21 protein-coding genes are annotated in these 25047 nt (G+C 58.5%); 13 read left to right on the top strand and 8 right to left on the bottom strand.

The genetic code is table 11. From position 1 onward, the window contains the following. Nucleotides 1-65 precede the first annotated feature (65 nt). Nucleotides 66-917, bottom strand: coding sequence for an HTD2 family dehydratase (locus AC1Q7Q_RS21400; protein WP_492374858.1), 852 nt, complete (start codon nucleotides 915-917; stop codon nucleotides 66-68). Continuing rightward, nucleotides 914-2086 carry a CaiB/BaiF CoA transferase family protein gene (locus tag AC1Q7Q_RS21395; RefSeq protein ID WP_492374859.1) on the bottom strand — a complete coding sequence of 391 codons (1173 nt, stop codon included), beginning with the start codon at nucleotides 2084-2086 and terminating at the stop codon, nucleotides 914-916. The genes AC1Q7Q_RS21400 and AC1Q7Q_RS21395 overlap by 4 nt, the downstream gene beginning before the upstream one ends. Before the next feature lie 182 nt (nucleotides 2087-2268). Between AC1Q7Q_RS21395 and AC1Q7Q_RS21390 the strand changes: the two genes are divergently transcribed. From AC1Q7Q_RS21390 to tcuA, 9 genes are all read left to right on the top strand, one after another. Next, on the top strand, nucleotides 2269-3180 hold the full coding sequence (locus AC1Q7Q_RS21390; protein WP_492374860.1) for a LysR family transcriptional regulator: 912 nt from the start codon (nucleotides 2269-2271) through the stop codon (nucleotides 3178-3180). Between the two features lie 530 nt (nucleotides 3181-3710). Continuing rightward, nucleotides 3711-4364, top strand: a complete 654-nt coding sequence (locus AC1Q7Q_RS21385) for a TolC family protein (protein WP_492387213.1) — start codon at nucleotides 3711-3713, stop codon at nucleotides 4362-4364. A 71-nt stretch (nucleotides 4365-4435) separates the two neighbouring features. After that, nucleotides 4436-5386, top strand: coding sequence for a Bug family tripartite tricarboxylate transporter substrate binding protein (locus AC1Q7Q_RS21380; RefSeq protein ID WP_492374861.1), 951 nt, complete (start codon nucleotides 4436-4438; stop codon nucleotides 5384-5386). Nucleotides 5387-5404: 18 nt separating this feature from the next. Beyond that, nucleotides 5405-6619, top strand: a complete 1215-nt coding sequence (locus AC1Q7Q_RS21375; RefSeq protein WP_492387208.1) for a 2-methylaconitate cis-trans isomerase PrpF family protein — start codon at nucleotides 5405-5407, stop codon at nucleotides 6617-6619. Nucleotide 6620: 1 nt separating this feature from the next. Then, on the top strand, nucleotides 6621-7430 hold the full coding sequence (locus tag AC1Q7Q_RS21370) for a phosphosulfolactate synthase (protein ID WP_492374862.1): 810 nt from the start codon (nucleotides 6621-6623) through the stop codon (nucleotides 7428-7430). A gap of 129 nt (nucleotides 7431-7559) precedes the next feature. Then, nucleotides 7560-8975: an MmgE/PrpD family protein gene (locus tag AC1Q7Q_RS21365; protein ID WP_492374863.1), complete on the top strand. Its 1416-nt coding sequence runs from the start codon at nucleotides 7560-7562 to the stop codon at nucleotides 8973-8975. A gap of 73 nt (nucleotides 8976-9048) precedes the next feature. After that, the gene (locus AC1Q7Q_RS21360; protein ID WP_492374864.1) at nucleotides 9049-9804 is read left to right on the top strand and encodes an electron transfer flavoprotein subunit beta/FixA family protein; all 756 of its coding nucleotides are present in this window, start codon (nucleotides 9049-9051) and stop codon (nucleotides 9802-9804) included. Continuing rightward, a complete protein-coding gene (locus AC1Q7Q_RS21355) occupies nucleotides 9801-10754 on the top strand; it encodes an electron transfer flavoprotein subunit alpha/FixB family protein (protein WP_492374865.1) in 954 nt (317 codons plus the stop codon). Before AC1Q7Q_RS21360 ends, AC1Q7Q_RS21355 begins: the two co-directional genes overlap by 4 nt. A 26-nt stretch (nucleotides 10755-10780) precedes the next feature. After that, nucleotides 10781-12277, top strand: a complete 1497-nt coding sequence (tcuA, locus tag AC1Q7Q_RS21350; protein WP_492374866.1) for an FAD-dependent tricarballylate dehydrogenase TcuA — start codon at nucleotides 10781-10783, stop codon at nucleotides 12275-12277. Between the two features lie 45 nt (nucleotides 12278-12322). Here tcuA and AC1Q7Q_RS21345 read toward each other — a convergent pair whose 3' ends face one another. The 4 genes from AC1Q7Q_RS21345 to AC1Q7Q_RS21330 all read right to left on the bottom strand — a co-directional run bounded on the left by AC1Q7Q_RS21345 (nucleotide 12323) and on the right by AC1Q7Q_RS21330 (nucleotide 15782). Next, nucleotides 12323-13189 carry a TrmB family transcriptional regulator gene (locus AC1Q7Q_RS21345; protein WP_492374867.1) on the bottom strand — a complete coding sequence of 289 codons (867 nt, stop codon included), beginning with the start codon at nucleotides 13187-13189 and terminating at the stop codon, nucleotides 12323-12325. Between the two features lie 59 nt (nucleotides 13190-13248). Next, entirely contained in the window at nucleotides 13249-13914 is a 666-nt protein-coding gene (locus tag AC1Q7Q_RS21340; RefSeq protein ID WP_492374868.1) for a hypothetical protein, read from the bottom strand. 86 nt (nucleotides 13915-14000) lie between these two features. Further along, entirely contained in the window at nucleotides 14001-14240 is a 240-nt protein-coding gene (locus tag AC1Q7Q_RS21335) for an IS66 family transposase (RefSeq protein WP_492374869.1), read from the bottom strand. A 618-nt stretch (nucleotides 14241-14858) separates the two neighbouring features. Further along, nucleotides 14859-15782 (bottom strand): LysR family transcriptional regulator, encoded by a 924-nt coding sequence (locus tag AC1Q7Q_RS21330; protein ID WP_492374870.1) that lies wholly within the window; start codon nucleotides 15780-15782, stop codon nucleotides 14859-14861. A 358-nt stretch (nucleotides 15783-16140) separates the two neighbouring features. Here AC1Q7Q_RS21330 and AC1Q7Q_RS21325 point away from each other — a divergent pair, with 358 nt between their 5' ends. From AC1Q7Q_RS21325 to AC1Q7Q_RS21315, 3 genes are all read left to right on the top strand, one after another. Next, nucleotides 16141-17319, top strand: a complete 1179-nt coding sequence (locus tag AC1Q7Q_RS21325; RefSeq protein WP_492374871.1) for a CaiB/BaiF CoA transferase family protein — start codon at nucleotides 16141-16143, stop codon at nucleotides 17317-17319. Nucleotides 17320-17428: 109 nt separating this feature from the next. Continuing rightward, on the top strand, nucleotides 17429-18247 hold the full coding sequence (locus AC1Q7Q_RS21320; RefSeq protein ID WP_492374872.1) for an HpcH/HpaI aldolase/citrate lyase family protein: 819 nt from the start codon (nucleotides 17429-17431) through the stop codon (nucleotides 18245-18247). 43 nt (nucleotides 18248-18290) lie between these two features. After that, nucleotides 18291-21737: a pyruvate carboxylase gene (locus AC1Q7Q_RS21315; protein ID WP_492374873.1), complete on the top strand. Its 3447-nt coding sequence runs from the start codon at nucleotides 18291-18293 to the stop codon at nucleotides 21735-21737. Nucleotides 21738-21791: 54 nt separating this feature from the next. Here the strand turns inward: AC1Q7Q_RS21315 and citF are convergent, their stop codons facing one another. Next, on the bottom strand, nucleotides 21792-23333 hold the full coding sequence (gene citF, locus AC1Q7Q_RS21310) for a citrate lyase subunit alpha (RefSeq protein ID WP_492374874.1): 1542 nt from the start codon (nucleotides 23331-23333) through the stop codon (nucleotides 21792-21794). Nucleotides 23334-23361: 28 nt separating this feature from the next. Then, nucleotides 23362-23556 (bottom strand): hypothetical protein, encoded by a 195-nt coding sequence (locus AC1Q7Q_RS21305; protein ID WP_492374875.1) that lies wholly within the window; start codon nucleotides 23554-23556, stop codon nucleotides 23362-23364. Nucleotides 23557-24180: 624 nt separating this feature from the next. Here AC1Q7Q_RS21305 and AC1Q7Q_RS21300 point away from each other — a divergent pair. Beyond that, complete coding sequence (locus AC1Q7Q_RS21300) at nucleotides 24181-25029, top strand: HTD2 family dehydratase (RefSeq protein WP_492374876.1); 849 nt, start codon at nucleotides 24181-24183, stop codon at nucleotides 25027-25029. Nucleotides 25030-25047: the final 18 nt, after the last annotated feature.

The raw sequence follows: 25047 nt of genomic DNA, 5'->3' as shown, positions 1-25047 counted from the left end.
AGGCGGGGCGCGTCCTCGCGCTGCATTGCGAGGGCCCCGCTCAGTTTGTGGCGTGGCGACTGGCTTCAGAACGTGACTTCGGCCCGCATGGACACCGCGCCGCCCGGCAGCGCCGTCCAGACGAGCAGGCCATCCTCGTCACCGCCCTCGCCGGGCACTGCGTTGACGGTCAGTTCGTTCCCCAACGTGCTCGGTTGCACGCCCCGATAGCGAAAGCCTTTGAGCCGGCGGCCACTGACCTCCTCGGCAAAGCCGGCGAGCAGGGTAGCGTTTAGCGGGCCATGGATGACCAAGTTGGGATAGCCTTCTACCTCGCGGCAATAGTCTGCGTCGTAGTGGATGCGGTGCCCGTTGAAGGTCAGCGCCGAATAGCGGAACAGCGTGGTCGAATCAGGGCGGAACGGCTTGCTACGTGCGGGCGCCGGCATCGGCTCCGGCCTGGCAACCGCGCCGCCGACGGAGGCCTGCTTGTAGACGATGTCGTGCGTCTCGCTGATCGCCACCTGGCCATCATGCAGGATCTGATGCAGTACGGTGACGAAGACCAATTCACCGCTGCGCCCCTGCTTGTGTTCCACCGACAGGATGCGCGAGCGCTTCTCCACGCGGCTACCCAGCGGCAGGGGCGCATGGAAGGCGACGTTACCGCCGGCCCACATGCGGTTTGGCAAGGGTACCGGCGGCAGAAAGCCGCCGCGGGCGGGATGCCCGTCGCGGCCCAGTTCTGCGGGTGCCAGGCCTTCGAGGAAATAGATCCAGTGCCACAGCGGCGGCAACGGCGCGCTTTCCTGCAGGTCGGCTTGCGGCAGCCCAAGCGTGGCCGCCATCAGCCGGGCCTGCCGTACCGATAGCACATCGTGGTCGACGACTTCCTTGCCGACCCATTGGCGCAAGTGTGCGAGATCGATCGTACTCATGCTGCCAGCTCCTTGGTGTGGTTGGCGAACTCGGCGCGCAGGCTGGCCGTGTGCTGGCCGACGGCGGGCGCTAGGTCAAAGCGTTGGGTGTCCCATGGTGCGCGCACCGGCGGGGCAATCATGTCGATGTCGCGGCCGCTCACAGCCATGGGCCAGGTGCGCAATGCCGGGTGGGCGGCCATCTCCGCGACGGAGCGGACCTGGCCGTAGGCGGTGTTCGCCTCAGCCAGCAGCGCTAGTGCGTCGCCAGCATCAAGTGCCAGGAAGCGGGCGGCGATCATGGCATCGAGTTCAGCACGGTTGGCCACGCGCACGGTGTTGGAAGCAAAGCGCGCATCGCTGGATGCCTCGGGGCGCTGCAGGAATATGTCGCAGAAGTGCCGCCATTCGCGTTCGTTCTGGATGCTGATGACAATTTCTCGACCATCGCGTGTGGCATAGGCGCCATAGGGGGCAATGGAGGGGTGCTTCAGGCCTTGGCGCGTCGGCGCGCCGTTGCCATAGCGTTCATGCAGGTAGGGGATCGTCATCCAGTCTGCGGCGCCGTCGAACAGAGATACCGCAATGCCGGAACCCTCGCCAGTGCGCCCGCGCAAGGCCAGCGCGGACAGCACGCCGATGGCCGCGTTCATGCCCGCGCCAATATCGCAGATCGAGACTCCGATACGGCCGCAAGCCTCGGGCGCGCCGCTGATGCCGGCCAGGCCGCTTTCGCATTGCACCAGCAGGTCATAGGCCTTCAGCTCGCTGGCGGGTCCTTCGGCTCCATAACCCGAGATATCGCAGGTAATCAGGCGGGGATGGCGCCGGCGCAGGGCTTCACTATCGAAGCCCGCGCGCGCTAGCGCGCCGGGCGCCAGGTTCTGCACGAACACATCGGCGCTGGCGAGGATGCGTTCCAGCAGCGCGGCATCATCCGCTTGCTTGAAGTCGAGCACCAGCGACTCCTTGCCACGGTTGGTCCAAACGAAGTAGGAGGCTTCGCCATTGGCCGCCTTGTCGTACCCACGGGCGAAATCGCCTTCGGTCCGCTCAATCTTGATCACGCGCGCGCCCAGTTCGGCAAGGCGGCAGGTGCAGAGGGGCGCCGCCAGCGCCTGTTCGATCGATACTACTAGCACGCCTTCCAGCGGCTTGGCAGACTGTTGCAATGCAGCAAGCCCTTCCATTCCAATCTCCGTTCATCAGGGGTGTGCGGAGTATGGGCAGGAGCACGGCGCCGATAAAGCGAGCATTGTCGAACGGAGTGTTTGTTGAAATCGAGCGCTTACTGTACAAGGTGGCGATTCTGGCCAGATTTTGCCAGCCTCTGGCGGTAGAATATCGATGCCTTCGACATTGACTAACCCTCATGGCATACGATCTGACCGACTTAAAGGTATTCTTGGCCATCGCTGAAGAGGGCAATCTGTCACGGGGTGCAGAGCGATGCCATCTTGCGCCTTCCTCGGTCAGCCTGCGCATCAAAGGATTGGAAAGCGCTGTCGGCACGCCCTTGCTGGTGCGCCAGGCGCGCGGCGTGGCGCTCACCCCGGCCGGTCACGTGATGGTCGAGCATGCCCGCCGCTGCTTGGCGCAACTCGAGCAGATGCACGCGGACTTGTTGCCCTTTGCCCAGGGTCTGAACGGTCATGTGACCCTATTCGCAAACAACAATGCGCTCAGTTCCTACCTACCGGATGACCTAGCGCGCTTCTTTGCCAGCCACCCCTCGGTGCGCATTACTCTGGAAGAGCGGCTCAGCCACGACATTATCGGCGCCGTGGCCGCCGGACGTGCTGACGTTGGCGTCGTGGCGTTGGAAGGGGAATATCCGGAACTGGTCTTCCTGCCCTATCACGAGGATGAACTAGTCCTGCTGGCGCCGCGTGAAAGCAAACTGAGCAAGCACGGCAGGATCAGTTTTTCCGACTGCCTCGGCGAGCCATTTATCAGCCTACAACATGGTGCGGCGCTGCATACCTTCCTGATGAATCACGCCGCCGCGCTGGGCGGCCGGCTCGACGTGCGGGTGCAGGTGTCGGGCTATCGCGCCATCGCGCGCCTGGTGTCTTCAGGCGCAGGCGTTGGCGTCGTGCCTCGCTCAGCGCTGGAGCAAGCGGACAGAGACCGACTCGTTGTAGTGACATTGTCGGAAGCCTGGGCGCGGCGCGACTTGCGCATCTGCGTGCAGCGCCATCCGGCACAAGCCAACTATTTCCGGGAGTGGCTGGTCCAGACATTGTGCGGGAATAAGACCGAGACAGCGCGCACAGTGGTTTAGCGCAAGTGGCGGCACGATGTGACGCGCGGCATCCTCCACGTGAGCAGCGGGTCGCCGGTGCCTTCGGGCTCGATCTTGATTAAGCCGACGCCCACGGCGAAGGCAGCCAGCGTCTTGCCAGCATAGGGGCCGGTTCAGAACCTTGAGTTTTTTAGAGCATACAGGGCGCGCGTTCGGGGAGGCGTGCCCTGATGGATGCAGTTCGGCGCTGAAGCTGCCTTCCCAGAACACGCCGATATCCGCTAAGCCGTTCACGAAGGCGCGGGCGATATCGCCGCTGAGTTGTTCCTCCACCTCGACGTGGATCCTGGGGTGATCCACCATGAAGGTAGCGAGCCTTGCCTCGTCGCGATCCCTTGCTCGCATGAAGCGCTTCGATTTTGCGAGCTGTTTGCCGTACGATATGGTGAGACTGAATCACACCTCGTAATATGTACCTGTCGTGGAAGTGCCAATTGACGCTTGCGACCCTTCTGGCTGTAACAAGGCAATTAATCGTCAGGATTCCTGTCTCGATCGGATAGACGGCCATAGGGCGAGTAAGGCACGGACCCACACTCATCACTGGCGGACGGCCGACCGGTAAGCCTCAAGAAGAGGCAGCGGTTGACTCGACGCAAGCAAACTACTATCTACAACTCGCCTCCTACCGCAATTCTGTGCGCATGGCAGTCAAAGACGTCGAGCAAGCCCTAGTTGGTCTCGATGGCGCGGCTCAGCGCGGCGAAGACTCGATACGGGCTGCCGAACAATACCGCCGCTATGTCACGGCGATCGAATCAAGCTGGCGCGCTGGCTTCGAAACCCTGCTGATGCTGGAGGAGGCTCACGGCTCGGCAATCTTGGCAGAAATCACTTTGATCGGCCTACAGCGCGATCGCGTGCGCTATTGGGTATTGCTATACAAGGCTCTCGGTGTTGGCTGGCAGGTCGATGGCGATGTTCCTGGCAACTGGTTCGTATTGATCCCGACCGTGAGCGCCATCCCGGATACCGATACCCCTGGCAGGGGACACGCCTCGACCAGCCGGCGTTTATCCTTGGGGGCAAAGTCGCGCTTTCCATTGGAGCGAACACGGATCACCGGTAGTGGCAGAACTTCACATTCGTTGTCCATCATGCGTCCGCAAATCGTGGTTGCGGACGCAAGCATGCCCACGCTCAGCCACAAAAAGCTAGGTTGACATTCCTTCCTTTTGGCGTAGTATTAATAGAAACTACTACAAAGCAGGCGCCCGACGGGCCGGAGACAAGCATGCGATTTCTGAAATATATGTTACTTGTGAGCGCGTTTAGCACTCCATCTGCCTATGCCGATACTTGGCCGAGTCGGCCGTTGACGCTCGTTGTTCCCTTTGGTGCCGGGGGGAACATTGATCAGGTTGCGAGGATTCTTTCCAAAGACCTGTCGATACGGCTTAAGCAACCCGTCATAGTGGAAAATAAACCTGGCGCGGGGGGGATGATTGGTGCGGCCTATGTGGCCCGCAGCAAAGGCGACGGCTACACTTATCTTGTTGGCAGTAATGGCATTATCACCAATACCCTGATTCGCTCGGACCAGCCGTTTAAGGACTCGGATCTGGTGCCCGTTGCCCTGGTTTCGAGTGCACATTCTGTAATCATGGCCCAAGCTGGAACTTCGAGCAGCGATCTGCGTGATTTCTTGAAGTCCTTGCCGCGCGAGAATCCAGTCCCCTTTGCAACGGCAGGAGTGGGCAGCACGCCACACTTTGTCTCTGCGTTGCTGAAGGTGGCGGCAGATATCGACATCGAGCCGATCCAGTACAAGAGCGGCAATGATGCTGTAACGGCTGTGGCAAGCGGGCAAGTCAAGTTGGCGTCGGAATCTGTTCCAGTAGCGTTGCCCATGATCAAGGCGGGCAAAGTCAAGCCTTTGGCCGTCACCTTGGATCACCGATCCAAGGTCTTGCCCACTGTGCCGACCGCGCGCGAACTTGGCTTTCAAAGCGTGCAGATCGGCCACTGGGTCGGCATCATGGCGCCAAAGGACACGCCAGTTGGCATCTTGGATCAGTTGAATTCATCGATTCAGCAGGCGCTGGCCACGCCGGACGTAGTGAGTTTGCTGGCTTCTAGTGGCACCGAGCCCATGGGGGGCTCGCGGCAGGACTTTGCACGCTACATGCAACAGGAGCGAGAGCGCCTGCAGAAAGTGGTGCAGGCCGCAGCGATGACTAAATGAACCTCAGGTGCGAACGCAATGGATTCTACTATTCCCCTCATGCCAGGTCGGCCCACTATTCGGCCCGATCAGCTGATCCGTGTACGCGCTGCGCTTATGCGCGGCGGGTCCAGCAAAGGTGCCTTCTTTCTTGGTGATGATTTGCCCCAAGACCCTGCTCGCCGGGCAGCCATGTTGCTGGCGACTTATGGATCGCCTGACAGTCGGCAAATCGATGGTATTGGCGGATCGGACCCGTTGACCAGCAAAGCTGCAATCGTGTCCCTATCCGACCGCGACGATGCCGATGTCGAGTTCACGTTCTGTCAGGTCGGCATTGACAAACCGGTAGTATCGATGGGCGGGAACTGCGGCAATATGCTGGCAGCGGTTGGGCCTTTTGCCATCTTGCGCGGTCTGGTTCGCGCAGTCGCACCCGAAACCGTTGTGCGTATTTACACCACTAACACGCGCCAAGTGGTCATTGCGCGAGTGCCTGTTCAGGATGGTTTACCGGCCTGGGATGGCGAATGCCAGATCGCCGGCGTACCCGGCACAGGCGCGGCCATTTCGCTGGATTTTGGCGACTGCAGTGGCGCCGTGTCTGGCACGTTGCTGCCCACGGGGCAAGCGCGCGATGTGCTGGATGTCGATGGTCAGGCAGTGGACGTTTCTTTGGTTGACGCGGCCACGCCGTTTGTCTTTGTGCCAGCGCGGCAAGTCCAGGCCAGCGGCTACGAAACCCCAGATGCGATCAGTTCGAACTTGCCCTTGATGGCGCGTCTGGAGAAGATCCGCGGCTGGGCGGCGGTGCGACTGGGCTTAGTGCAAAGCGCGGATCAGGCGAAAGAGCGGACGCCGAACTTGCCGCGCGTCATGATGGTCGCTCCAGCAGCTGACTACCTGACTCCCAATGGCGTCACCATCAAACGTGAAAGCGTGGATGTCTGCGTTCGTCAACTGGCGATGCAACGTCCACACCGGGCGCTCGCGGTCACGGGCGCGGTTTGTGCCGCCGTCGCCAGCGCGATCCCCGGTTCGGTCGTCGCGGAATTGGCGGGAGAGTCAGGGCCGGCCGTCCGGCTAGGTCATCCCAGCGGGATGCTGCGGGTGGGCGCACATACCGAGCACGCCGATGGCTCGTTTCGAGTTCGCAGTGCAAGAATCGAACGCACGGCACGCTTGCTGATGGATGGCGACCTCTGCGCCAGGCGCAGCACGCTGGATCATCTCCTTAGTCTGATGGAGCAATGACATGCAACCCACTAAAGTACCTGCCGGTCTGCAACTACCGGCTCGCGACAGGAAGCCACGCCGTAAAGGTCTGACATCGATTATCGATTACGGCCCGGATTGCCTGGGATGGGGCGGCGAAAATGGCATAGGAGATCTTCTGGCCTGTGCTAGTCAATATATCGACTTTGCCAAGATTTATGCGCTCAATTCGCTTTTGATTCCGGCGGAAGTGGTAACGCGTATTGTCAAGCAGTATCAGGATGCCGATATCACCTGCTACGCTGGCGGGATCTTGTTCGAGCACGCGTATATGCGCGGCGAATTGCCAGCGTTGCTTGCGTATCTTCGCGTTTTGGGATTCGGTGCACTGGAGGTTTCTGAGAATTATCTGGTGCTGAATGACGAGCAACGTTGCCGTTGCTTCGATCAATGCACTGCCGCAGGTCTTTCGGTGGTCTATGAATTCGGTCGCAAGAATCCCGAAACGCCTCTGCAACTGGAAACGCTAGAAAGCATTGTCAAAGACGCCAAGAACGCTGGGGTGGAGCACATCATTATCGAGCAGTCTGAAATTACGCTCACAGCCCGTGACGACCCAGCAATTCTTCACGCGTTGCAAACACAGTCCTGGTTTGACCAAATTCTTATCGAGGCGGATCCGTTCAGATTTCCCGAGCAGCACGTCGGCTTGATCAGGGACTTCGGCGCGGACGTCAGCCTGGCCAATGTCGCGCCGGGACAGGCGCTGCGTCTGGAGGGTCTGCGGCAAGGCATCGGGCGTGCGGTCGACTATGAATTGTTCAAGACGCCGGCGCCGCCGCCTCGATGACCCACGTTACTCGCGGCCTGAGCATCTTGGCCGCCCGTTAGTACCACTCGCCTGATGGCGGTTTTTTTTATCAATATTTTTTTAGTAGTAGTTAACGCTACGCCGTCCAAATCAAATAGGAGTAAAGTCATGACAATGAACCAGGAAACCTCGCAAGCTCTGGAAGGACTCACCAAGCGCCTTGCCCAAGTTGTACACGACCTGAAGTTTGAGCAACTTCCCGCAGACGTGGTTCACAAGGCTAAACTGATTATCCGGGATGGTCTGGGTAACCAAATTGCGGCGTCGGCCATCAGCGATCCCGCCCGTCACGTCGTATCCATCGTGAAAGAGTGGGGTGGAAAGGGCGAGAGCACGGTTGTAGGGTATGGCTTCAAGGCCCCGGCGCCGCTGGCCGCAATGTGCAATGCCATGATGGGCCACGGCGTTGAACTTGATGACGCCCACGGCTCAGGCCTGATCAAAGCTGGTTCCGTCATGGTTCCCTCGCTAATGGCGCTGGCAGAAAGCCAAGGCAAGGGCGGTCGCGACGTCATTCTGGCGCTGGTGGGCGGCTACGAGGTGGCGGTACGTATTGCCAAGGCAATCAACCCAGGCCACCGCCAACGCGGCTTCCATACTACGGGCACGGTATCGTTGCTGGGGGCCGCCGCCGCAGGTGCAAAACTGCTGGGCTGCGACGTCGATGGCATCGCGTCAGCCATCGGTTTGGCCGCTATGCAAGCGGCCGGCATCCAATCCTATCTGGATGATCCTTGCATGGCGAAGCCGTTCAGCCCCGGCAAATCGGCCTTCAATGGCACCATGGCCGCTGTTATGGTCAGCCGCGGCTTCACCGGACCCAAGAAGGCGTTGGAAGGTCGAGAAGGCTTCTTCAATGCCTACTGTGAGGACATCCGCGTTACCGATCTCCTGGACGGGCTGGGCACAAAGTTCGCAATCATGGAAGTCGGCTTCAAACCGCATGCAGCATGCCGATACGCCCACGGCCCCATCGATCTGGCACAGCAGTTCTTCCACGAAGACGGCGTCCGTCTTGCGGACGTGGAAACGATCGAGGTTCACATGTGCGAATTGTCTATCCGGCAGGCCTCCAAGCCAAAAGCTCCCAATCTAAATGCCGCGATGGGAAGCACGCAGTTTGGCGTTGCCCTAGCGCTGGACCGTGGCCGCAACGGCTTGCGCGAGTACTGGGACGGCTTCAAGTCTAGCGACGTGCATACGGCCGCGGCTGAGCGGACCACGCTGATCTCAGAGGCAGCGTACGGGCTGACAGGGCGCCAAGCGGCTGTGGATCTGGTCATGAAGAATGGCAAGACCCTGCGCCGGGAGCAGCCAGAGCCGAAGGGCGAGCCGGCCAATCCCCTGCGCGATGATGAGTTGGCAGACAAGTTCACGGGCCTCGTCAAAATGGTACGTATGTCCAAAGACGCGGGTAACTCACTGTCCGATACGCTGATGAATCTGGAGAACGAGAAGTCGGTCGGAAATATCCTTTCGGATCTCAAGGCACAGGACGAAACTCCCGCTTTGCAAACAGCATAAGCGAGCGGCTCGGTGCATCTTTGATGCGCCGAGCTGCAGCCTTTCAACCAAAGCCAGTGGCAGTTGAATTTTCATGAAAATACTCGTGGCCATAAAGCGGGTTGTCGATCCCAATGTTCGCGTTCGTGCGGCGCCCGATGGCAGCGGCATAAACCTCGGGAATCTGAAGATGACCCTCAATCCGTTTGATGAGATTGCGGTAGAGCAGGCCGTACAACTTAAGGAAGCGGGCGTTGCCGATGAGGTGGTCTGTGTGACGGTGGGGGTGTCCCGCGCGATTGATACCTTGCGTAATGCCCTCGCCATGGGCGCTGACCGTGGCGTCCTGGTGGAGATGCCCGGAACAGCGGAACCTCTGATCATTGCGAAGATTCTCGAAAAGGTCATTGGCGAAGAGCAGCCCGACCTTGTTATTCTTGGGAAGCAAGCGATTGATGATGATTGCAACCAGACTGGCCAGATGCTCGCCGGCTTGTTGTCGTGGCCGCAGGCCACGTTCGTCTGTGATCTTGGCGTCGAGTCGGCTGAACTGGCGGTCACTCGTGAAATCGATGGGGGGTTGCAACGCCTTTCGCTGACCCTGCCCGCGGTCGTGACGGCCGATCTGCGGCTCAAGTCACCACGCTACGTCACACTGCCTCAGATTATGGCGGCGAAAAAAAAGAGGGTCGATGTCATAGACGTACAAACGTATGGCGTCGACACCGGGCCACGCACAGAGGTGCTGGCCGTCTTTGATCCGCCTGGACGCACTGCTGCCGGTACTACGGTGGCCGATGCGGCGCAACTGCTTGAGTGTCTGAAAGATGAGATAGGAGCATTAGGATGAGAACCCTCGTTCTGGCTGAGCACGACGGCAAGGCGCTGTGCGCGGTGACAAAAAACGCGGTCGCGGCTGCCGCGCTCCTCGGTGCTCCGATTGATGTTCTGGTTGTCGCGCATGAAGACGCAGAGCAAATTGCGGCTCGAACCGCGGTCATTTCCGGCGTGGCCCAAGTCTACGCAGTTGAGGGGCCCCACTATATCGGGGCCACTGCGGAAAACGTGGCGTGCCTGCTTGCGAGCATCGCAAAGGACTATACCCATGTCATAGGCGTCGCCTCCACCACGGGTAAGAACGTATTGCCGCGCACTGCAGCGTTGCTTGATGTTACCCAGATTTCCGATGTGGTCGCGATTGAGGCGCTTGACACATATATCCGCCCCATTTATGCGGGGAGCGTCATGTGTCGTGTGCGTTGCAAGGAAGCAATTCAGCTACTGACCATTCGTCCGTCCGCATTTCCCGCCCTGGCTGCAGAACAACCCGCCGTGCCAATCAAAGTTTTGCCCCCGGGCCCGGATCTCGGACTGGCCCGCTTTATTTCCAATTCCATCAAGGAGTCCGAGCGCCCCGATTTGAGCGATGCGCGGATCATCGTGTCTGGTGGCCGCGGATTGGGTTCGTCAGAGAATTACTGGACGGTTCTCGAGCCATTGGCCGACATGCTCGGCGCATCGTTGGGAGCCTCTCGTGCCGCGGTTGATGCCGGCTATGCCCCGAATGATTTTCAAGTCGGACAAACTGGCCGCATCGTCGCTCCGCAGGTCTATATAGCAGTCGGTTTATCCGGTGCCATCCAGCATCTTGCTGGGATGAAGGACAGTAAGATCATCATCTCGGTCAATAAGGATCCAGATGCCCCGATTCATGCGGTCGCGGATTATCGGATAGTGGATGACCTATTCAATGTCATTCCAGATCTAGTCCAACAAGTAAAATCCGCGCGGACTATTTAATGTTGGCTCGCCATTCGGAGAAAAAAATGGAACATGACTTCGGAACACCGGACGTGATTATCGTTGGTGCTGGCAATGCGGCGACTTGCGCAGCGCTCGCTGCAAGAGAGACAGGCGCCAGCGTCATCATGCTGGAGTCGGCGCCTAGTGATGAATGCGGCGGCAATAGCCGCTATACCGCCGGCGCAATGCGCGTAACCTTCTCCGGCGTAGAGGATCTACGAAAATTGGTACCGGATCTGACGCCAGCCGAGATTGAGAGCGCAGATTTCGGTTCTTATTCGCGAGAGGAATTTCTTGACGATATGGCCCGGTTGACAATGTATCGAACGGATCCTGAGCTCGCAGAAGCCCTTGTGAATAATAGCCTCGATACGTTGGTGTGGATGCGCAAAAAAGGCGTCCGCTTTCAGGCCAGCTTCGGGCGGCAGGCATTCAAAGTGGATGGAAAGTTCAAATTCTGGGGCGGTCTGGCAGTGGAAACCTGGGGAGGAGGCGAGGGGTTGGTGGAGTTGGGACACAAAGCCGCCAGGCGTGAAGGTATCCAGATCTTCTATGACTCGGCCGCAATTGACCTGCTGCAGGACGAACATGGCGTGGCCGGCGTGAAGATCCGCAGCCGTGGGAAGATTTATGAAATCCCTGCCAAGGCCGTGGTCCTGGCGTGTGGCGGATTCGAATCAAATGCCGCAATGCGTGCCCAGTATCTCGGCCCGAACTGGGACCTCGCCAAGGTGCGGGGTACCCGTTTCAATACCGGCGGAGGCATCACGATGGCGTTGAAGGCGGGTGCTATGCCATACGGACACTGGTCTGGCTGCCACTCGGTAGGGTGGGATCTGAATGCCCCCGCATTTGGAGATCTCGTTGTTGGAGAGAGCTATCAGAAGCACAGCTACCCACTGGGGATCATGATTAATGCTCGCGGTGAGCGTTTTGTCGATGAAGGGGCCGACTTTCGCAATTTCACCTATGCCAAGTACGGGCGCGCTGTTCTGGAGCAGCCTGGTATGTTTGCCTGGCAAGTGTTCGACGCTAAGATCAGCCCAAAGCTGCGCGATGAATACCGCATCCGCCAGGTTACTCGGGTACAGGCCGACACCCTGGAAAGCCTCGCGCAGAAGCTGGATGGGGTGAATCCGGAAGGATTCCTGAAGACCGTTGCCGATTACAACAACGCTGTGATGACTGACGTGCCATTCCATCCTGCAGTGAAGGATGGGCGCGGCACTCGAGGGTTGGCGATTGAAAAATCCAACTGGGCCAATCGCCTGGATTCCGGGCCCTATGAGGCGTATGCCGTTACGTGCGGCGTGACCTTCACCTTTGGGGGGCTGAAGATCTCTCTGCAAGGCGAGGTAGAGGATACCAACGGCAACATCATCCCCGGTCTTTTTGCAGCTGGCGAACTAGTGGGTGGGTTGTTCTACCATAACTATCCGGGTGGCACTGGTCTTACCGCAGGTTCGGTATTTGGAAGAATTGCAGGCGATTCGGCAGGAAAGAAGGCGCTTGCCGGTTGAGCAGAGGGCACTGCAGAAGCCGCCACTGTGGCGAGGCCTGCGGTGCTATCGTTTGGATTTCAGTCGGGCTTCCAGCTCTTTGACTTGATTGGTCGGCAGATACTTCTTGCGCAAGGATAAAAGAGCTGGGCCAAAATGCTTATCAAGTTCATCGCCGAAACGAGAAAATATTTCCGCTAAATAAATCTCGTGCCGAATCAGGCTGTCAGCGATGTTCACAATAGGCGCGCTTTGTGTGTATGCCCCGGACTCATCGTTCATGTTAAAAATCAATGCCTGATCGAAATCAACGGTAAGCGTAATTAAATACCTTCCAAATCCGACCACTCTGCCATCACCTTCATGCGCATAGGCATGGCAATTCTTTGAGAATTGATAGCGTGCGATTTCCTCCGTCTCACCAAAAAGAATCAACATAATAGAAACTCCTCGATCTGCTGCTTTTATCAATGAATCGCGATATGATTCAAGCTCCGTATGATGTGCCTTGATCCAGATATGCTTCTGTGCGCCAGCTATTAGCTCTGAGATTTTAACACGTGCCTCAGTATGGTTATTGATATTCCATACGTAGTGGATAGGTTCTGCGACCTTAAGTTTTTCAAGGCGCTCCTGCAAATTAGAGCATCGTGCGGTGACTGTCCGAGAGATGCGATCGAGCATGGCAGTCGGGTCGATCGGAACAAATCGGGCGGGATCGTGGCTTATGCACTGGACCGCATTCTTTCGCTCCAAATTTTCGAGTGCGGTATAGACATTTGCACGTGGTAAAGTATTTTTTTTCGCAATCTCGTAAGCCGTGGCGGGCGATTCCTGCAGCAATGAAATATATACCCTTGTCTCGTAATCGGTAAAGCCGAGCTCCTGTAGATCTCTTGATGCGGACTCAATATAGTTATCGTTGCTTTTCATTTTTTCTCCTAAATTTAATTATTATATACTAACTACGCATTGCAATCAATGGATTGGATTTAATTTTTTCTGATCATGTTGAGGTTATATCTATTTATGTAATGGAAGTTGTTATATTTGATTGGTGTGCTGTTGTCGTTGTTTTTTGAAATAATGTGATTCAATAATGTCGTGTCGATAAAGAATACTCCGGCATTCGCGACATACTGTCGGTCCTGTAGCCGGCGGTCAAGGTCGGACGTCCGCAGCTGATCGTTTCCGAGTACTTTGAGGCGAGCATTCTCAAGGCTGCCGCAGTCAAAGCGCTGGACCTCCATGATCCGCCGTAAATCATTGCTGAGAGACACCAAGATCCCGGCCGGCGGCCAGGTGGTGTCAGAACTGGTGGCGCCGTCGCTTGAAAGGATCGCGCTGGAGCAGAGGGGCCACCACTGAGCACGCGGCGAAAGCACCATCATCATCAGTGGGGTGGCGAGACTGCCCAGATGCAGCCACAGTTCAAGCGTTTCCGCACCCTCACCCAGTTCGACGAGGCCAGCTCCTGCTACGGCCGCGAGAAGCTGCAGGGTAACCGTCCCGTCATCCCACCTTGTCGGCGGACGGACGTTTGTGAGTGAAGCGAATGCGCTCAGCGCGTGGGACGCCAGTGGTGAGGAGGCAGTTCGTCGATACGACTGTTCAGGCGTGTGGGCAGGCGGGTCAATACATCGTTGAGGTAGGCTCATGGATCATGTCCATGGAGCGTGGCGGATTGCACCAGGCTCATCACGACTGCGGCACGCTGGCCGGCCAATTCACTGCCGGCGAACAACTAGGCACGCCTGCCCATCGCCCAAGGACGGATCAGGTTCCCGAAGCTGTTGTTTTCCACGCTCACCTCGCCATCGAGCGGGTCGCGCGTCCGCGTCGCCCAGTTTTTGAGGCAGTAATCCAACGCCTTGGCCGTGACGCTGCCATCGGGCACGCGAGATCGCTCCATTTGCAGCCAGGCACGCAGTTGCTCCCACAGCGGCTGTGCATCGCTGCGCCTTCCTGGCCAGCCGCTACTCACTGCCCAGCGTAGCCAGCTCCCGCCCCAGGCGATAGATCTGCGCGATGCGACTCAGTGCCTCTGGCGCGACCGTGCTGTTGCCCAGGTTCGTAGCAACTCGTCGAGCTTGCGTCGGGCATGCGCCGGCATCCAGCGGCCACGCGTCCTGGGTGGGCTTGCAACACGCTGTCGTAGACCGCATATTCGTTGCGCACCAAGGTTCTCTGCCAACTGCGCTCAGCGCCGTATTCCCTGGTTCCTCCAAGGAACGTAATTGGATACGGGGCCGCGCGACCCGTACAGAAGTCGTAGATCAATACGCTCACGGACTATTGCATTCGTCAGCTCGCCTGCAGCGTCCAAAGCGAGGACATCCCCTTCTTTAGTAAGATTGAGCCGCCGCGCCATCAGATTGTCGCCCGGAGGCCTTCTCACTGTGACGGCTGTCCCGCATAGAGCCCCTTGCTAGTGCACAGACCGAAGATCTAAAGCAGTGCCGACCATTGGTGACATGGAGTCGCTGATTTTTGCCACTGGGATGGACCGGCGTTTCTCGTGGTCGCCAATCAGTTGCTGGGCACCAGCGGGATGGTGCGAGCCGCCCGGGAATGCTGCAGCTAGGCGAGACCCACGCCCCCGTCAGGCCACGCTTCCACGTGGACTACCCCCTGCGGCCTCCGCGACTTTGATGAGCTCGTTAATAAGGGCCTTCGCGCACCCAGGAAGCCCCTCCAAATCTCGAGCCATCACAGTGCGCTCGCGTATGACCCATGGGTCGTCGAGTTCCAGAATCTCCAGCTTCATCGTCTGACGATGGCGTAGTGCCGCAGATAGCGGAACGATACCAATGCCAACTCCGGCTTCTATCATCCGGCACATCGCCTCAAAGCTACGAATCTGAATTCGAATTTGCAGCTTGCGTCGCTCGCCTCGGAGGAGGTCGGTAAGGAACGCATGAAGTGTGCTTCCCTCATGCAGACTTACATGCTCATACTCTAGTGTGTCAACAAACGAAACGTTTGGCCTTTCAAGCAGGGGATGCTCGGCAGGAGTCACCAACACCAACTTGTCCGTACTGAAATGGACGACCTCAAGGCCCTCCGAGTTTAGCGGTCCAGAGATGATTCCCAAATCGGCGCTACCGTCCAGCACGCCTCGAATGATGTCTCGCGTGAGGCGCTCTTGGAGGTCCACCGTGACTGCCGGCCGAGCGGCCATAAAGCGAGCAAGCACCTCGGGCATGAATTCCGTCACTGCAGTCGTATTCGCAAAGATACGTATATGACCAACTGAATCCTTGGAAAATTCCTCGAAGTCGCTGCGCACGTGCTCGAACTGGCGCTCGATGACCCGGGCATGCCGAAGCAGACGCTCACCTGCGGGGGTCAGGGCTAGGCCCTTGCTTTCACGATAGAAGAGGCGGGTTCCTAACTGCTCTTCCAGCGCCTTCAGCCGCGCACTAGCCGCAGCTGGGGACAAAAATGCCTTTTTAGCCCCGCGAGAAAGGTTTTCCTCCTCGGCGATGCGCGCAAACAGCCGGAGGTCGGCGAAATCAAAGTGCATGGATACTCCTTCGGCGTCACTGTAACAAGGCGTCACTTATGTCGCAAACTCTGTCTGAGGAATCCTCACCAGGAGGATGAACTGGCAGTTAGCCCAAGCGCTGCTTTCGGCGGAGGCGAACGAGTGGTTCGAGAAATCGAGATTTACCGTGTGTCTCCGCGCTGCGAGACTATCACCACGCGCGGAGATGCCGCCCCTTTCCTAGAGCAGCAGATGCCTGCTGCCTGTCGGTGAAACAAGATGTGCCGGCTTCGCGTGGCAACTTCCAGTTTATCGAGCGGCTGTCGCGCACCAAATTCTCTCGCCTGTTCCTGCTACGACGGCATGGCAGGCGATGTACTTTCTTACTAAGGCTGCTATGCGTCCCCTTGATGGCATCACCGTTGTCTCTCTAGAACATGCAATCGCTGCGCCTTTCTGCACCCGCCAGTTGGCCGACCTAGGCGCCCGGGTCATCAAGGTGGAGCGGCCCAAGGTTGGCGATTTCGCTCGGGGTTATGACGAGCGCGTGGATGGCATGTCGTCGCATTTCGCCTGGACGAACCGCTCCAAGGAGAGTCTCGCTCTAGACCTCAAGCACCGCGAAGCACCAGCCATTCTCCAGAAAATCCTCGACAAGGCGGACGTGCTGGTCCAGAACCTCGCTCCGGGTGCTGCCGATCGCCTCGGCCTCTCATACGAGGCACTTTCGCAACGCTACCCGGGCATCATCGTCTGCGATATTTCCGGATATGGCAACGACGGCCCCTACCGGGACAAGAAGGCCTACGACCTCCTCATCCAAGCCGAGTCAGGATTCGTTTCTATCACCGGCACGCCGGAGAGCCCCGCGAAAGCGGGTTGCTCCATTGCCGACATCGCAGCTGGCATGTACGCATACACGAACATCCTTGCTGCGCTGTTGCGGCGCGGCAAGACCGCTAAGGGTGCGCATATTGACGTATCGATGCTGGAGAGCATGGTTGAATGGATGAGCTATCCGCTCTACTACGCTTTTGACGGTGCCACGCCACCGCCGAGGGCAGGCGCGTCGCATGCAACTATCTTTCCTTACGGGCCGTTCACGGCTGGTGACGGAAAGACCATCATTCTCGGGCTTCAAAATGAGCGCGAATGGGATGCCTTCTGCCGGGTTGTCCTTGAGCAGCCCGAACTTGCGACTGACGAGCGGTTCGCCTCGAACTCACTGCGTAGCAAGGGCCGCGTGGAGCTTGCGGGGCTCATCACCAGTGCATTTTCCTCGCTGACTATTGATGCGGTAGTGGAGCGCCTGGAGCGCGCACAGATTGCCAACGCGCGAATGAACGATATGGGGGATGTCTGGAATCACCCGCAACTCAAGGCGCGGGAGCGCTGGACTTCGGTCCAATCGCCGGTGGGGGTCATTCCGGCATTGCTCCCTCCTGGGATGCCACAATCGTTCGAACCGCGGATGGATGCAATCCCCGCGCTTGGCCAGCACAGCGCGAGCATTCTTCGTGAGCTCGGCTACACCAGCGATGACGTCTCCCGCTTGAGCGGCGAAGGCGCAATCTGACTTCGCGCTTCACCGCGAACTGACGCGGCTCTCTCAATTCGCACAACCTCTTCACGCTGCGTTCGCGGGCGAGAGGAGGCATACGCGCTTGCTAACTAGAAGCTGACAAATGACAACCAACAACGCTGCTCGTTCCTATCTCTTTGTGCCGGCCAATCGTCCCGAGCGCTTTGCAAAAGCCCAAGCCTGCGGTGCTGATGTTGTCATTCTTGACCTTGAGGATGCCGTTTCGGTTGAGGACAAGGGCCGGGCCAGGCATCTCCTGGTGGACTACCTGGCAGGCGGCGGTTCTGGGATGGTGCGAATCAACGCCACGCAGACGCAATGGTTCGAGGACGATGTCCAGGTGTGCCGCAAAAACGGAGTCCGTGGTGTGATTCTGCCAAAGGCGGAAAGCGCAGCGGATATTGCACTGGTGGTGAAGCATCTTTCTCCGGACGTCGGGGTGCTTCCGCTTATCGAGACCGCCAAGGGCATGGCCAATGTGAGGGAAATTGCGGCCGCGCACGGGGTCGAGCGTCTTGTGTTCGGTACCGTAGATTTTCGGACTGAGCTTGGCATCGAGGGTGACGACCAGGAACTGCTCTTCTTTCGTTCGATGCTCGTCTTGGCGTCGCGGGTTGCGGGGATTGCTTCGCCGGTGGACGGGGTGACGGTATCTATTTCCGATATCGACGAACTTCACCGGGCGACTGAGCGCGGTCGGCGACTGGGATTCGGGGCAAAGCTCTGCATCCATCCAGCACAGGTCCCCGGGGTGAACAGTGCCTATCGGGCCACGGAAGCCGAGCTTGCTTGGGCAAAGGAGGTCGTGGAGCAAGCCAAGACCAGTCCCGGTGCCTTCCAGTTCGACGGAGAAATGGTGGATGCACCGGTCATTGCGCGTGCGGTGGACCTGCTAACGCGGGCCGGTCAGCAGCCAGACTGAAAACATTCACCCCAACATTCTCAACTACCAAGTGGCCCCCACGATGATGAAAATCCGCAGTCTCCTAGTCGCAAACAGGAGTGAAATCGCCATCCGCGTGATGCGCGCCGCCAGTGAGTTGGGTATCCGTACCGTAGCCATCTACTCTTACCAGGATCGGTTTGCACAGCATCGCTTCAAGGCCGATGAGAGCTACCTCGTTGGCGAGGGAAAGAAGCCCGTTGATGCGTACCTTGATATCGACGACATTCTGAGGGTGGCAAAGGAAACTGGTGTAGACGCTATCCATCCAGGCTACGGATTCCTGTCCGAGAATCCGGAGTTTGCCGAGCGTTGTGCTCAAGAAGGTATCGCCTTCATCGGCCCGAAGCCAGAGGTGATGCGGGAACTAGGCAACAAAGTGGCCGCAAGGGCGTTGGCGGAGCGCGTGGGTGTACCGGTGGTTCCTGCGACGAATGCCCTGCCGAATGACATTGCGGACGCCAGTAAGATGGCGGCAGCTGTCGGCTACCCCTTAATGCTGAAGGCTAGCTGGGGTGGTGGCGGTCGGGGTATGCGAGCAGTTCAACAAGAAGGAGAGTTGGCAGACGCGATCACCGCTGCCCGCCGCGAAGCGAAGGCAGCGTTCGGCAATGATGAGGTCTACCTCGAGAAGCTCATCGTGAGAGCGAAACATGTGGAGGTCCAGATTCTCGGGGATACCCACGGCCACATCGTTCACTTGTTCGAACGCGATTGTTCGGTGCAACGTCGAAATCAGAAGGTGGTGGAGCGAGCGCCCGCACCCTACCTGAATGAGGCTACGCGGCATGCCTTGTGCGGCGAGGCTCTGAAGCTTGCAAAGGCGGTGTCCTATACGCATGCCGGCACTGTGGAATTCCTGATGGATGCGGACACCGAGGAGTTCTACTTCATTGAGGTAAATCCCCGGGTACAAGTCGAGCACACTGTGACCGAGGAAGTGACGGGTGTCGATATTGTGAAAGCCCAAATTCGCATCACAGAAGGTGCGAGCATCGGTGACGCCTCGTCGGGGGTGCCAAACCAGGACGGTATCAAGCTGCGCGGACATGCTGTTCAGTGCCGAGTGACCACCGAAGACCCGGAGAACGGATTCGCACCTGACCACGGCAAGGTGACTGCCTATAGAAGTGCTGCAGGCTTCGGGATCCGCTTGGATGCGGGTACGGCGTACACCGGCGCCGTTGTGACCCCGTACTACGATTCGTTGCTCGTCAAGGTGACGTGCAAAGGTCGGGATGCCAATGAGGCCAACGAGCGCATGAGCCGGGCACTGCGTGAGTTCCGGATCCGTGGCGTAGCTACCAACCTTGCTTTCCTGGGAAACGTGATCGAACATGAAGAATTTCGCTCGGGACGCTGCACCACTCGATTCATCGACAATACCCCGGAGCTGTTCAGTTTCCGCCAGCGCCGAGACCGCGCGACGAAGCTTTTGAACTTCATCGCCGACGTCAACGTCAACGGGAATCCCGATGTCAAGGGGCGCCTCGTTCCCAAGTCCATCATCTTGTCGCACCCGCTTCCTTCGAAGGCAGTTAGTGATGAGATTCCGGAGGGAAGTCGGACTGTACTGTCCAGGCTTGGACCCAAAGCCTTCGCCCAGTGGATGAAGGACAGCGCGAGCGTCTTGCTTACCGACACTACCATGCGCGATGCTCACCAGTCTCTGCTGGCGACGCGGCTGCGCACGCAAGACATGACTGCAATTGCGCCTTACTATGCACGCCAGCTGTCGGGGCTCTTTTCAATGGAATGCTGGGGTGGCGCTACGTTCGACGTAGCGATGCGGTTCCTGCGCGAAGACCCCTGGCAGCGCCTTGAGGCGCTTCGTGCCGCTGTTCCCAATATCCTGTTCCAGATGCTGCTGCGCGGCTCCAATGCTGTTGGGTACACGAATTATGCAGACAACGTGGTGCAGTACTTCGTCAAACGCGCTGCTGCCGAAGGGATTGACCTTTTCCGGGTTTTCGACTCCTTCAACTGGGTCGAAAACATGCGAGTGGCCATGGATGCCGTCCTCGAATCTGGAGCGCTTTGCGAAGGCACGATTTGTTATACCGGCGATCTGTTTGACAGTTCGCGCGAGAAGTACAACATTCGCTACTACGTTGACCTGGCCAAGTCGTTGGAAAAGGCCGGCGCGCATATTCTGGGGGTCAAGGATATGGCAGGCGTTTGCAGGCCGCAGGCAGCATTTGCCTTGGTGAAGGCCTTGAAGGAAGAAGTGGGCATTCCCATTCACTTCCACACTCACGATACGAGCGGGGCATCAGTGGCGTCGGTGCTTGCGGCCGTGGAGGCGGGGGTGGATGCAGTCGATGGAGCGATGGACTCCATGAGCGGATTGACGTCCCAGCCAAGCCTGGGTGCCATTTGCGCGGCCCTCGAGCATAGTGCGCGCAGGCCAGCTGTCGGTTATCGTGACCTGCAGTCCGTCTGTACATACTGGGAATCCGTCCGCAAGAACTACGAGCCCTTCGAGGCGGCAATGCGGGCAGGCACCTCAGATGTCTACCGTCACGAGATGCCTGGCGGGCAGTATACGAATCTGCGAGAGCAGGCTCGGTCGCTGGGCCTCGAGGCGCAATGGCCAAACGTCGCACAGGCTTATGCTGATGTCAATGTGATGTTTGGGGATATCGTCAAAGTCACGCCATCTTCGAAAGTTGTAGGAGACATGGCGCTTCACATGGTCGCCAACAAGCTGTCCACCGACGATATCCTTGAACCGACAAAGGAAATCTCGGTACCGGAGTCTGTCGTCTCAATGCTCCGTGGAGAGATGGGGTACCCAGCCGATGGGTTCCCAGTAGTTCTCCAGCAAAAATTCCTGCGGGGCACCAAGCCAATCGTTGGTCGTGCCGGCGCGCACATCCCACTTGTGGACTTGGAAGCAGCACGCAGCCAGGCGGAGCGTGAGGTGGGTAGGCCAATTTCAGACAATGACCTGGCGTCGTATCTCATGTACCCCAAGGTCTTCAAGGACTTCTGCGCACATCACGAGCACTACGATGATGTCTCAATCCTTCCCACCCCCGTCTTCTTCTACGGACTGACACCCGGCAACGAAATTGCGGTGAACCTGGAGCGAGGCAAGACGCTGTTCGTTGGGTTGAACGCCCAGGCCGAGCCGGACGGTGAAGGCGGCGTGCGCCTGTTCTTTGACGTCAACGGTCAGCCGCGCCCGGTTCGTGCCAGCAAGCGAGAGGCTGGTCAGCTTGCCACGGGGGCGAGAATGGCCACCGCCGGCAATCCAATGCTTGTTGGCTCGCCGATGCAAGGTGCCGTGATAACTGTCAGCGTCAGGGTCGGACAAGTTGTTGCCAAGGGCGAAGCCGTCGCTGCTATTGAGGCGATGAAGATGGAGACAAGCGTCGTGACGGAAGTCGGTGGGACGGTGAAGGAGATTCTCGTGCAACCAGGCGCTCAGGTGCGCGCTGGCCAGCTTCTGATTGAATTGCAGTAGGATTCTCCAGGCGGATGAAGGCGGCGGCACGCTAGTGCCGCTGCTCTTGGTTCATCAGTCTTCAATGGAATGGATGACATCCAGAATGGTACCGTCACGGTATTCCACGATTCCAACTACTTTGCCCTCGGCTGTGCGGGGCTGAATATTGTTCTTAACGCCTTGGCAAGCCCTCGTCTGCAAGTCGTGGATGCTGACCACGGGAAGACCGGCGGCGATCAATCGTTCCTTGACCTCAAGGCGAAGCGGGTTGACAGCGATACCCGCTTCCGTCACAACCACGTCGATAGTGGCGCCAGGTGTGGTGACCGTACGTACCTGCTCCACAATCTTTGGCACGTTTCCAGCTCTCAGGCGCGTTGTGACGATGGCGAGTTCCGCGCCGGCAGCTGTGTCGCTGTGACCGCCGGACCCTCCAATGATTCGGCCGTCGCTGGCGGTCGTTACGTTGACATTGAAATCAAGGTCGACCTCTGCGGCACCCAGTATCATGGCGCTTAGACGGTTGACGACGGCCCCCTTGTTCCAAGGGTTGGCATACATTGACGCAGACATCGCCTGGTGAAGCGGGTTCGTGCGGAAAGACTCCACAGCCCGCAGGTCAAAACACTGGACGTCGAGGAGACTACGAAAGAGGCCCTGTTCGAGCATTTCGACCAGGAAGCCAGTGATTCCGCCGGCCGCAAAGCTGCCTTTCACACCTCGGCGAACCATGATATCCCTCAGTGCCGATGCCACCGCAAGTGAGATACCTCCCGCGCCGGTTTGAAAGCCAAAATTCTCGTCGAGGAGACCCGCAGCCTCGATGACACTTGCCGCCTGAGACGCAATTTCCAGCCCAACGGGCTCGTCGGTCGGCTTGGTCGTTCCAAAAACTATCTTTGCCCTGTCACCGATGGACGGGACTGAAACCACATAATCGACGTAATCCTGGCTGATTGCAATGGGGAAGGCAGGGTAGGGAACCAGGTTGTCGGTGACCGCAACCACCGTGGCGGCATAGCGCACGTCTACCTCGGCGTAGCCCAGCGTTCCGCAGGCTGACGGTCCATAGACGCCATTCAGGTTGCCGTAGCTGTCGGCAGTCGGTGCTGCCACAAATGCTGCATCGATATGGAGTGCTCCGGACTCTATGAGTCTGGCGCGGCCACCGTGGGTGTGCATAACAACAGGGTTGGCCAGGGCTCCCCCTACAAAGACGTCGGCGACCGGACCCGCCGCGTAGCCTGTATAAATCCTGCCGATTACGCCAGCCTCGATGAACTCGACCCATGCTTCATGGACCGGGAAGATAGAGCTGGCGGCTACCGTCAGCCCGCGGAGCCCCATTTTTGCAGCCTCACGGAGGATTGCATTCGCGACAGCATCACCGTTACGGAGATGATGATGAAACGAAATGCTCGACCCGTCCCGCAGGCCGGCAGCATCGAGGCTCTCTCGAAGTGAGGTCAGGACCTTCGGCACGCCACGAGAGACCGTACGAAGACTCGTGCCAACCCTGTGGCGAACGTCGGGACACGTACTGATGCCAGCGTACGGAACCAAGCGTTTGCCACCGGCCCACTCAGGAATTTCCCGTCCAATAGAATTCTTCACAGCTCCTCCGTAATCCGTTGTTTTCCCCTTACAACCCGTCCTCTCGCAGCCGAGAGACCGTCTGCAGTGAGACGCCAAACCAGTCGTAGAAGGACGACTCCAGGTCTTGTGGTCCCGCCCAGCCGACGCGGTCTTTAAGGTCGGCGACGGAAAGCTTGAACTGCATCGACTCGAAAAGCGCGCGCATCAAGCGCTGCGTACGGCATATTTGGGTGAATGCCATCCCTTTTGTAAAAAGGGCGCTTCGAATGTGCCGTGGGGTCGTACTGAGGGCATTCGCGACCACATCGGCGGTCCAATCTCGCCTCGGGTCATGGAATACGGTCCCCGAAATCAAGTCCCGTAGATATGGCGCCCAGGGTGAATCACCCAATGTTCCTTGGGTGATAAGGAGGCCGACTTCGCTGCGCCCCTTACCACCGAGTTCCAAACTACAGCTTGTTGCCGAGAATGCGTTGCCTGCGAAGTGCAGGTCAATGGATTCGAAGGCCGGGACCTCGATTGTGTGGCCAACCCTCACGGTGCGCTCGAAGCCACGTATCGTGAGGCGGTGGTCACCGTGAGCCGGCGCAATCCTCAGAGGGAAAGCTGGCACTAGTCTACGGAGAGAGACCCGGGAGCGGCAACGAATCTGGATGCGCATTTGACTTTCTAAGTCCTGTTCTGTTTCCAAATCATCGTCAGAGTGTCGTGCGGCGTAAATCTGATTCTTCCGAACGCACCGTTCGGCTAGCCATGCGCCACCTGCATTCTGTGTGAGCGAAAGGCGCGTTCCGAACTTTCGAATTGGATGTTGGCCAGGCCCCGTGCATAGTGGGGCCCTAGGAAACACACTGAAGAGACGTACATGGACATCGTGAAGCTGAAGGAGTGGATAGGCAAGTGCACCGAATCGCAGGACGAGATCACCGCATTTCCAATCAAGGCACTCTCGGCAACACTCGACCGCGAGGATCCCACGCCCACCCGCGGCGACGCGCTGGCGCCCCTTTGGCACTGGCTCTATTTCTTGCCACTGCACCAGCAGTCTGAGCTGGGCTCCGATGGGCATGCAAACCGCGGCGGCTTTCTACCCCCAGTACCACTTCCGCGTCGTATGTGGGCAGGTGGCAGGCTCAAATTCCACCAGCCTCTTCGTGTGGGGGACGCCGTCTCAAAGAGGTCCAGCATTCTGGACGTTAGCGCCAAAGCCGGGCGCAGCGGCTCGTTGGCCTTCGTAACGGTTGAGCACCAGTACTCCGGCCAGAATGGTCTGGCAATTACGGAAGAGCACGACATTGTCTACAGGGAGGCCGCTTTGCCGAACGCTCGTTCTCCCGAGCCGGTAGTTGCGCCGACGGATGAGGAGTGGGTACGCGAAATCGTGCCTGACCCCGTGCTGCTGTTCCGCTTCTCCGCCCTCACCTTCAACGGACATCGAATTCACTACGACAGGCAGTATGTGACTGGGGTCGAGCACTATCGCCACCTTATCGTGCATGGGCCACTGCTCGCTGTTCTTCTTCTTGACCTGGTGCGCAGGAACTTACCAGACGCCACCGTCAGCAGCTTCTCCTTTAAGGGACTTCGACCAACGTTTGTACCCCAACGCTTCTACGTTTGCGGGAAGCGAAACGGGGACGGGAGGTCTGTGGAACTTTGGATTCGCCACGAGGACGGTGCTCTCGCAATGAGCGCTTACGCCGAACTTAACTGAACAAACACTCACGGAGAC

This window comes from Cupriavidus sp. GW823-FHT07A04, assembly GCF_058794615.1.
This window is presented reverse-complemented; position numbering and strand designations above follow the sequence as displayed.

Coding starts and splice junctions, on each gene's coding strand:
- AC1Q7Q_RS21380 (WP_492374861.1), top strand. CDS start 4,436: ATGCGATTTCTGAAATATATGTTACTTGTGAGCGCGTTTAGCACTCCA.
- tcuA (WP_492374866.1), top strand. CDS start 10,781: ATGGAACATGACTTCGGAACACCGGACGTGATTATCGTTGGTGCTGGC.
- AC1Q7Q_RS21355 (WP_492374865.1), top strand. CDS start 9,801: ATGAGAACCCTCGTTCTGGCTGAGCACGACGGCAAGGCGCTGTGCGCG.
- AC1Q7Q_RS21330 (WP_492374870.1), bottom strand. CDS start 15,782: ATGCACTTTGATTTCGCCGACCTCCGGCTGTTTGCGCGCATCGCCGAG.
- AC1Q7Q_RS21400 (WP_492374858.1), bottom strand. CDS start 917: ATGAGTACGATCGATCTCGCACACTTGCGCCAATGGGTCGGCAAGGAA.
- AC1Q7Q_RS21315 (WP_492374873.1), top strand. CDS start 18,291: ATGATGAAAATCCGCAGTCTCCTAGTCGCAAACAGGAGTGAAATCGCC.
- AC1Q7Q_RS21300 (WP_492374876.1), top strand. CDS start 24,181: ATGGACATCGTGAAGCTGAAGGAGTGGATAGGCAAGTGCACCGAATCG.
- AC1Q7Q_RS21320 (WP_492374872.1), top strand. CDS start 17,429: ATGACAACCAACAACGCTGCTCGTTCCTATCTCTTTGTGCCGGCCAAT.
- AC1Q7Q_RS21395 (WP_492374859.1), bottom strand. CDS start 2,086: ATGGAAGGGCTTGCTGCATTGCAACAGTCTGCCAAGCCGCTGGAAGGC.
- AC1Q7Q_RS21390 (WP_492374860.1), top strand. CDS start 2,269: ATGGCATACGATCTGACCGACTTAAAGGTATTCTTGGCCATCGCTGAA.
- AC1Q7Q_RS21305 (WP_492374875.1), bottom strand. CDS start 23,556: ATGGCATTCACCCAAATATGCCGTACGCAGCGCTTGATGCGCGCGCTT.
- AC1Q7Q_RS21340 (WP_492374868.1), bottom strand. CDS start 13,914: ATGAGCCTACCTCAACGATGTATTGACCCGCCTGCCCACACGCCTGAA.
- AC1Q7Q_RS21375 (WP_492387208.1), top strand. CDS start 5,405: ATGGATTCTACTATTCCCCTCATGCCAGGTCGGCCCACTATTCGGCCC.
- AC1Q7Q_RS21345 (WP_492374867.1), bottom strand. CDS start 13,189: ATGAAAAGCAACGATAACTATATTGAGTCCGCATCAAGAGATCTACAG.
- AC1Q7Q_RS21360 (WP_492374864.1), top strand. CDS start 9,049: ATGAAAATACTCGTGGCCATAAAGCGGGTTGTCGATCCCAATGTTCGC.
- AC1Q7Q_RS21365 (WP_492374863.1), top strand. CDS start 7,560: ATGACAATGAACCAGGAAACCTCGCAAGCTCTGGAAGGACTCACCAAG.
- AC1Q7Q_RS21325 (WP_492374871.1), top strand. CDS start 16,141: ATGCGTCCCCTTGATGGCATCACCGTTGTCTCTCTAGAACATGCAATC.
- AC1Q7Q_RS21370 (WP_492374862.1), top strand. CDS start 6,621: ATGCAACCCACTAAAGTACCTGCCGGTCTGCAACTACCGGCTCGCGAC.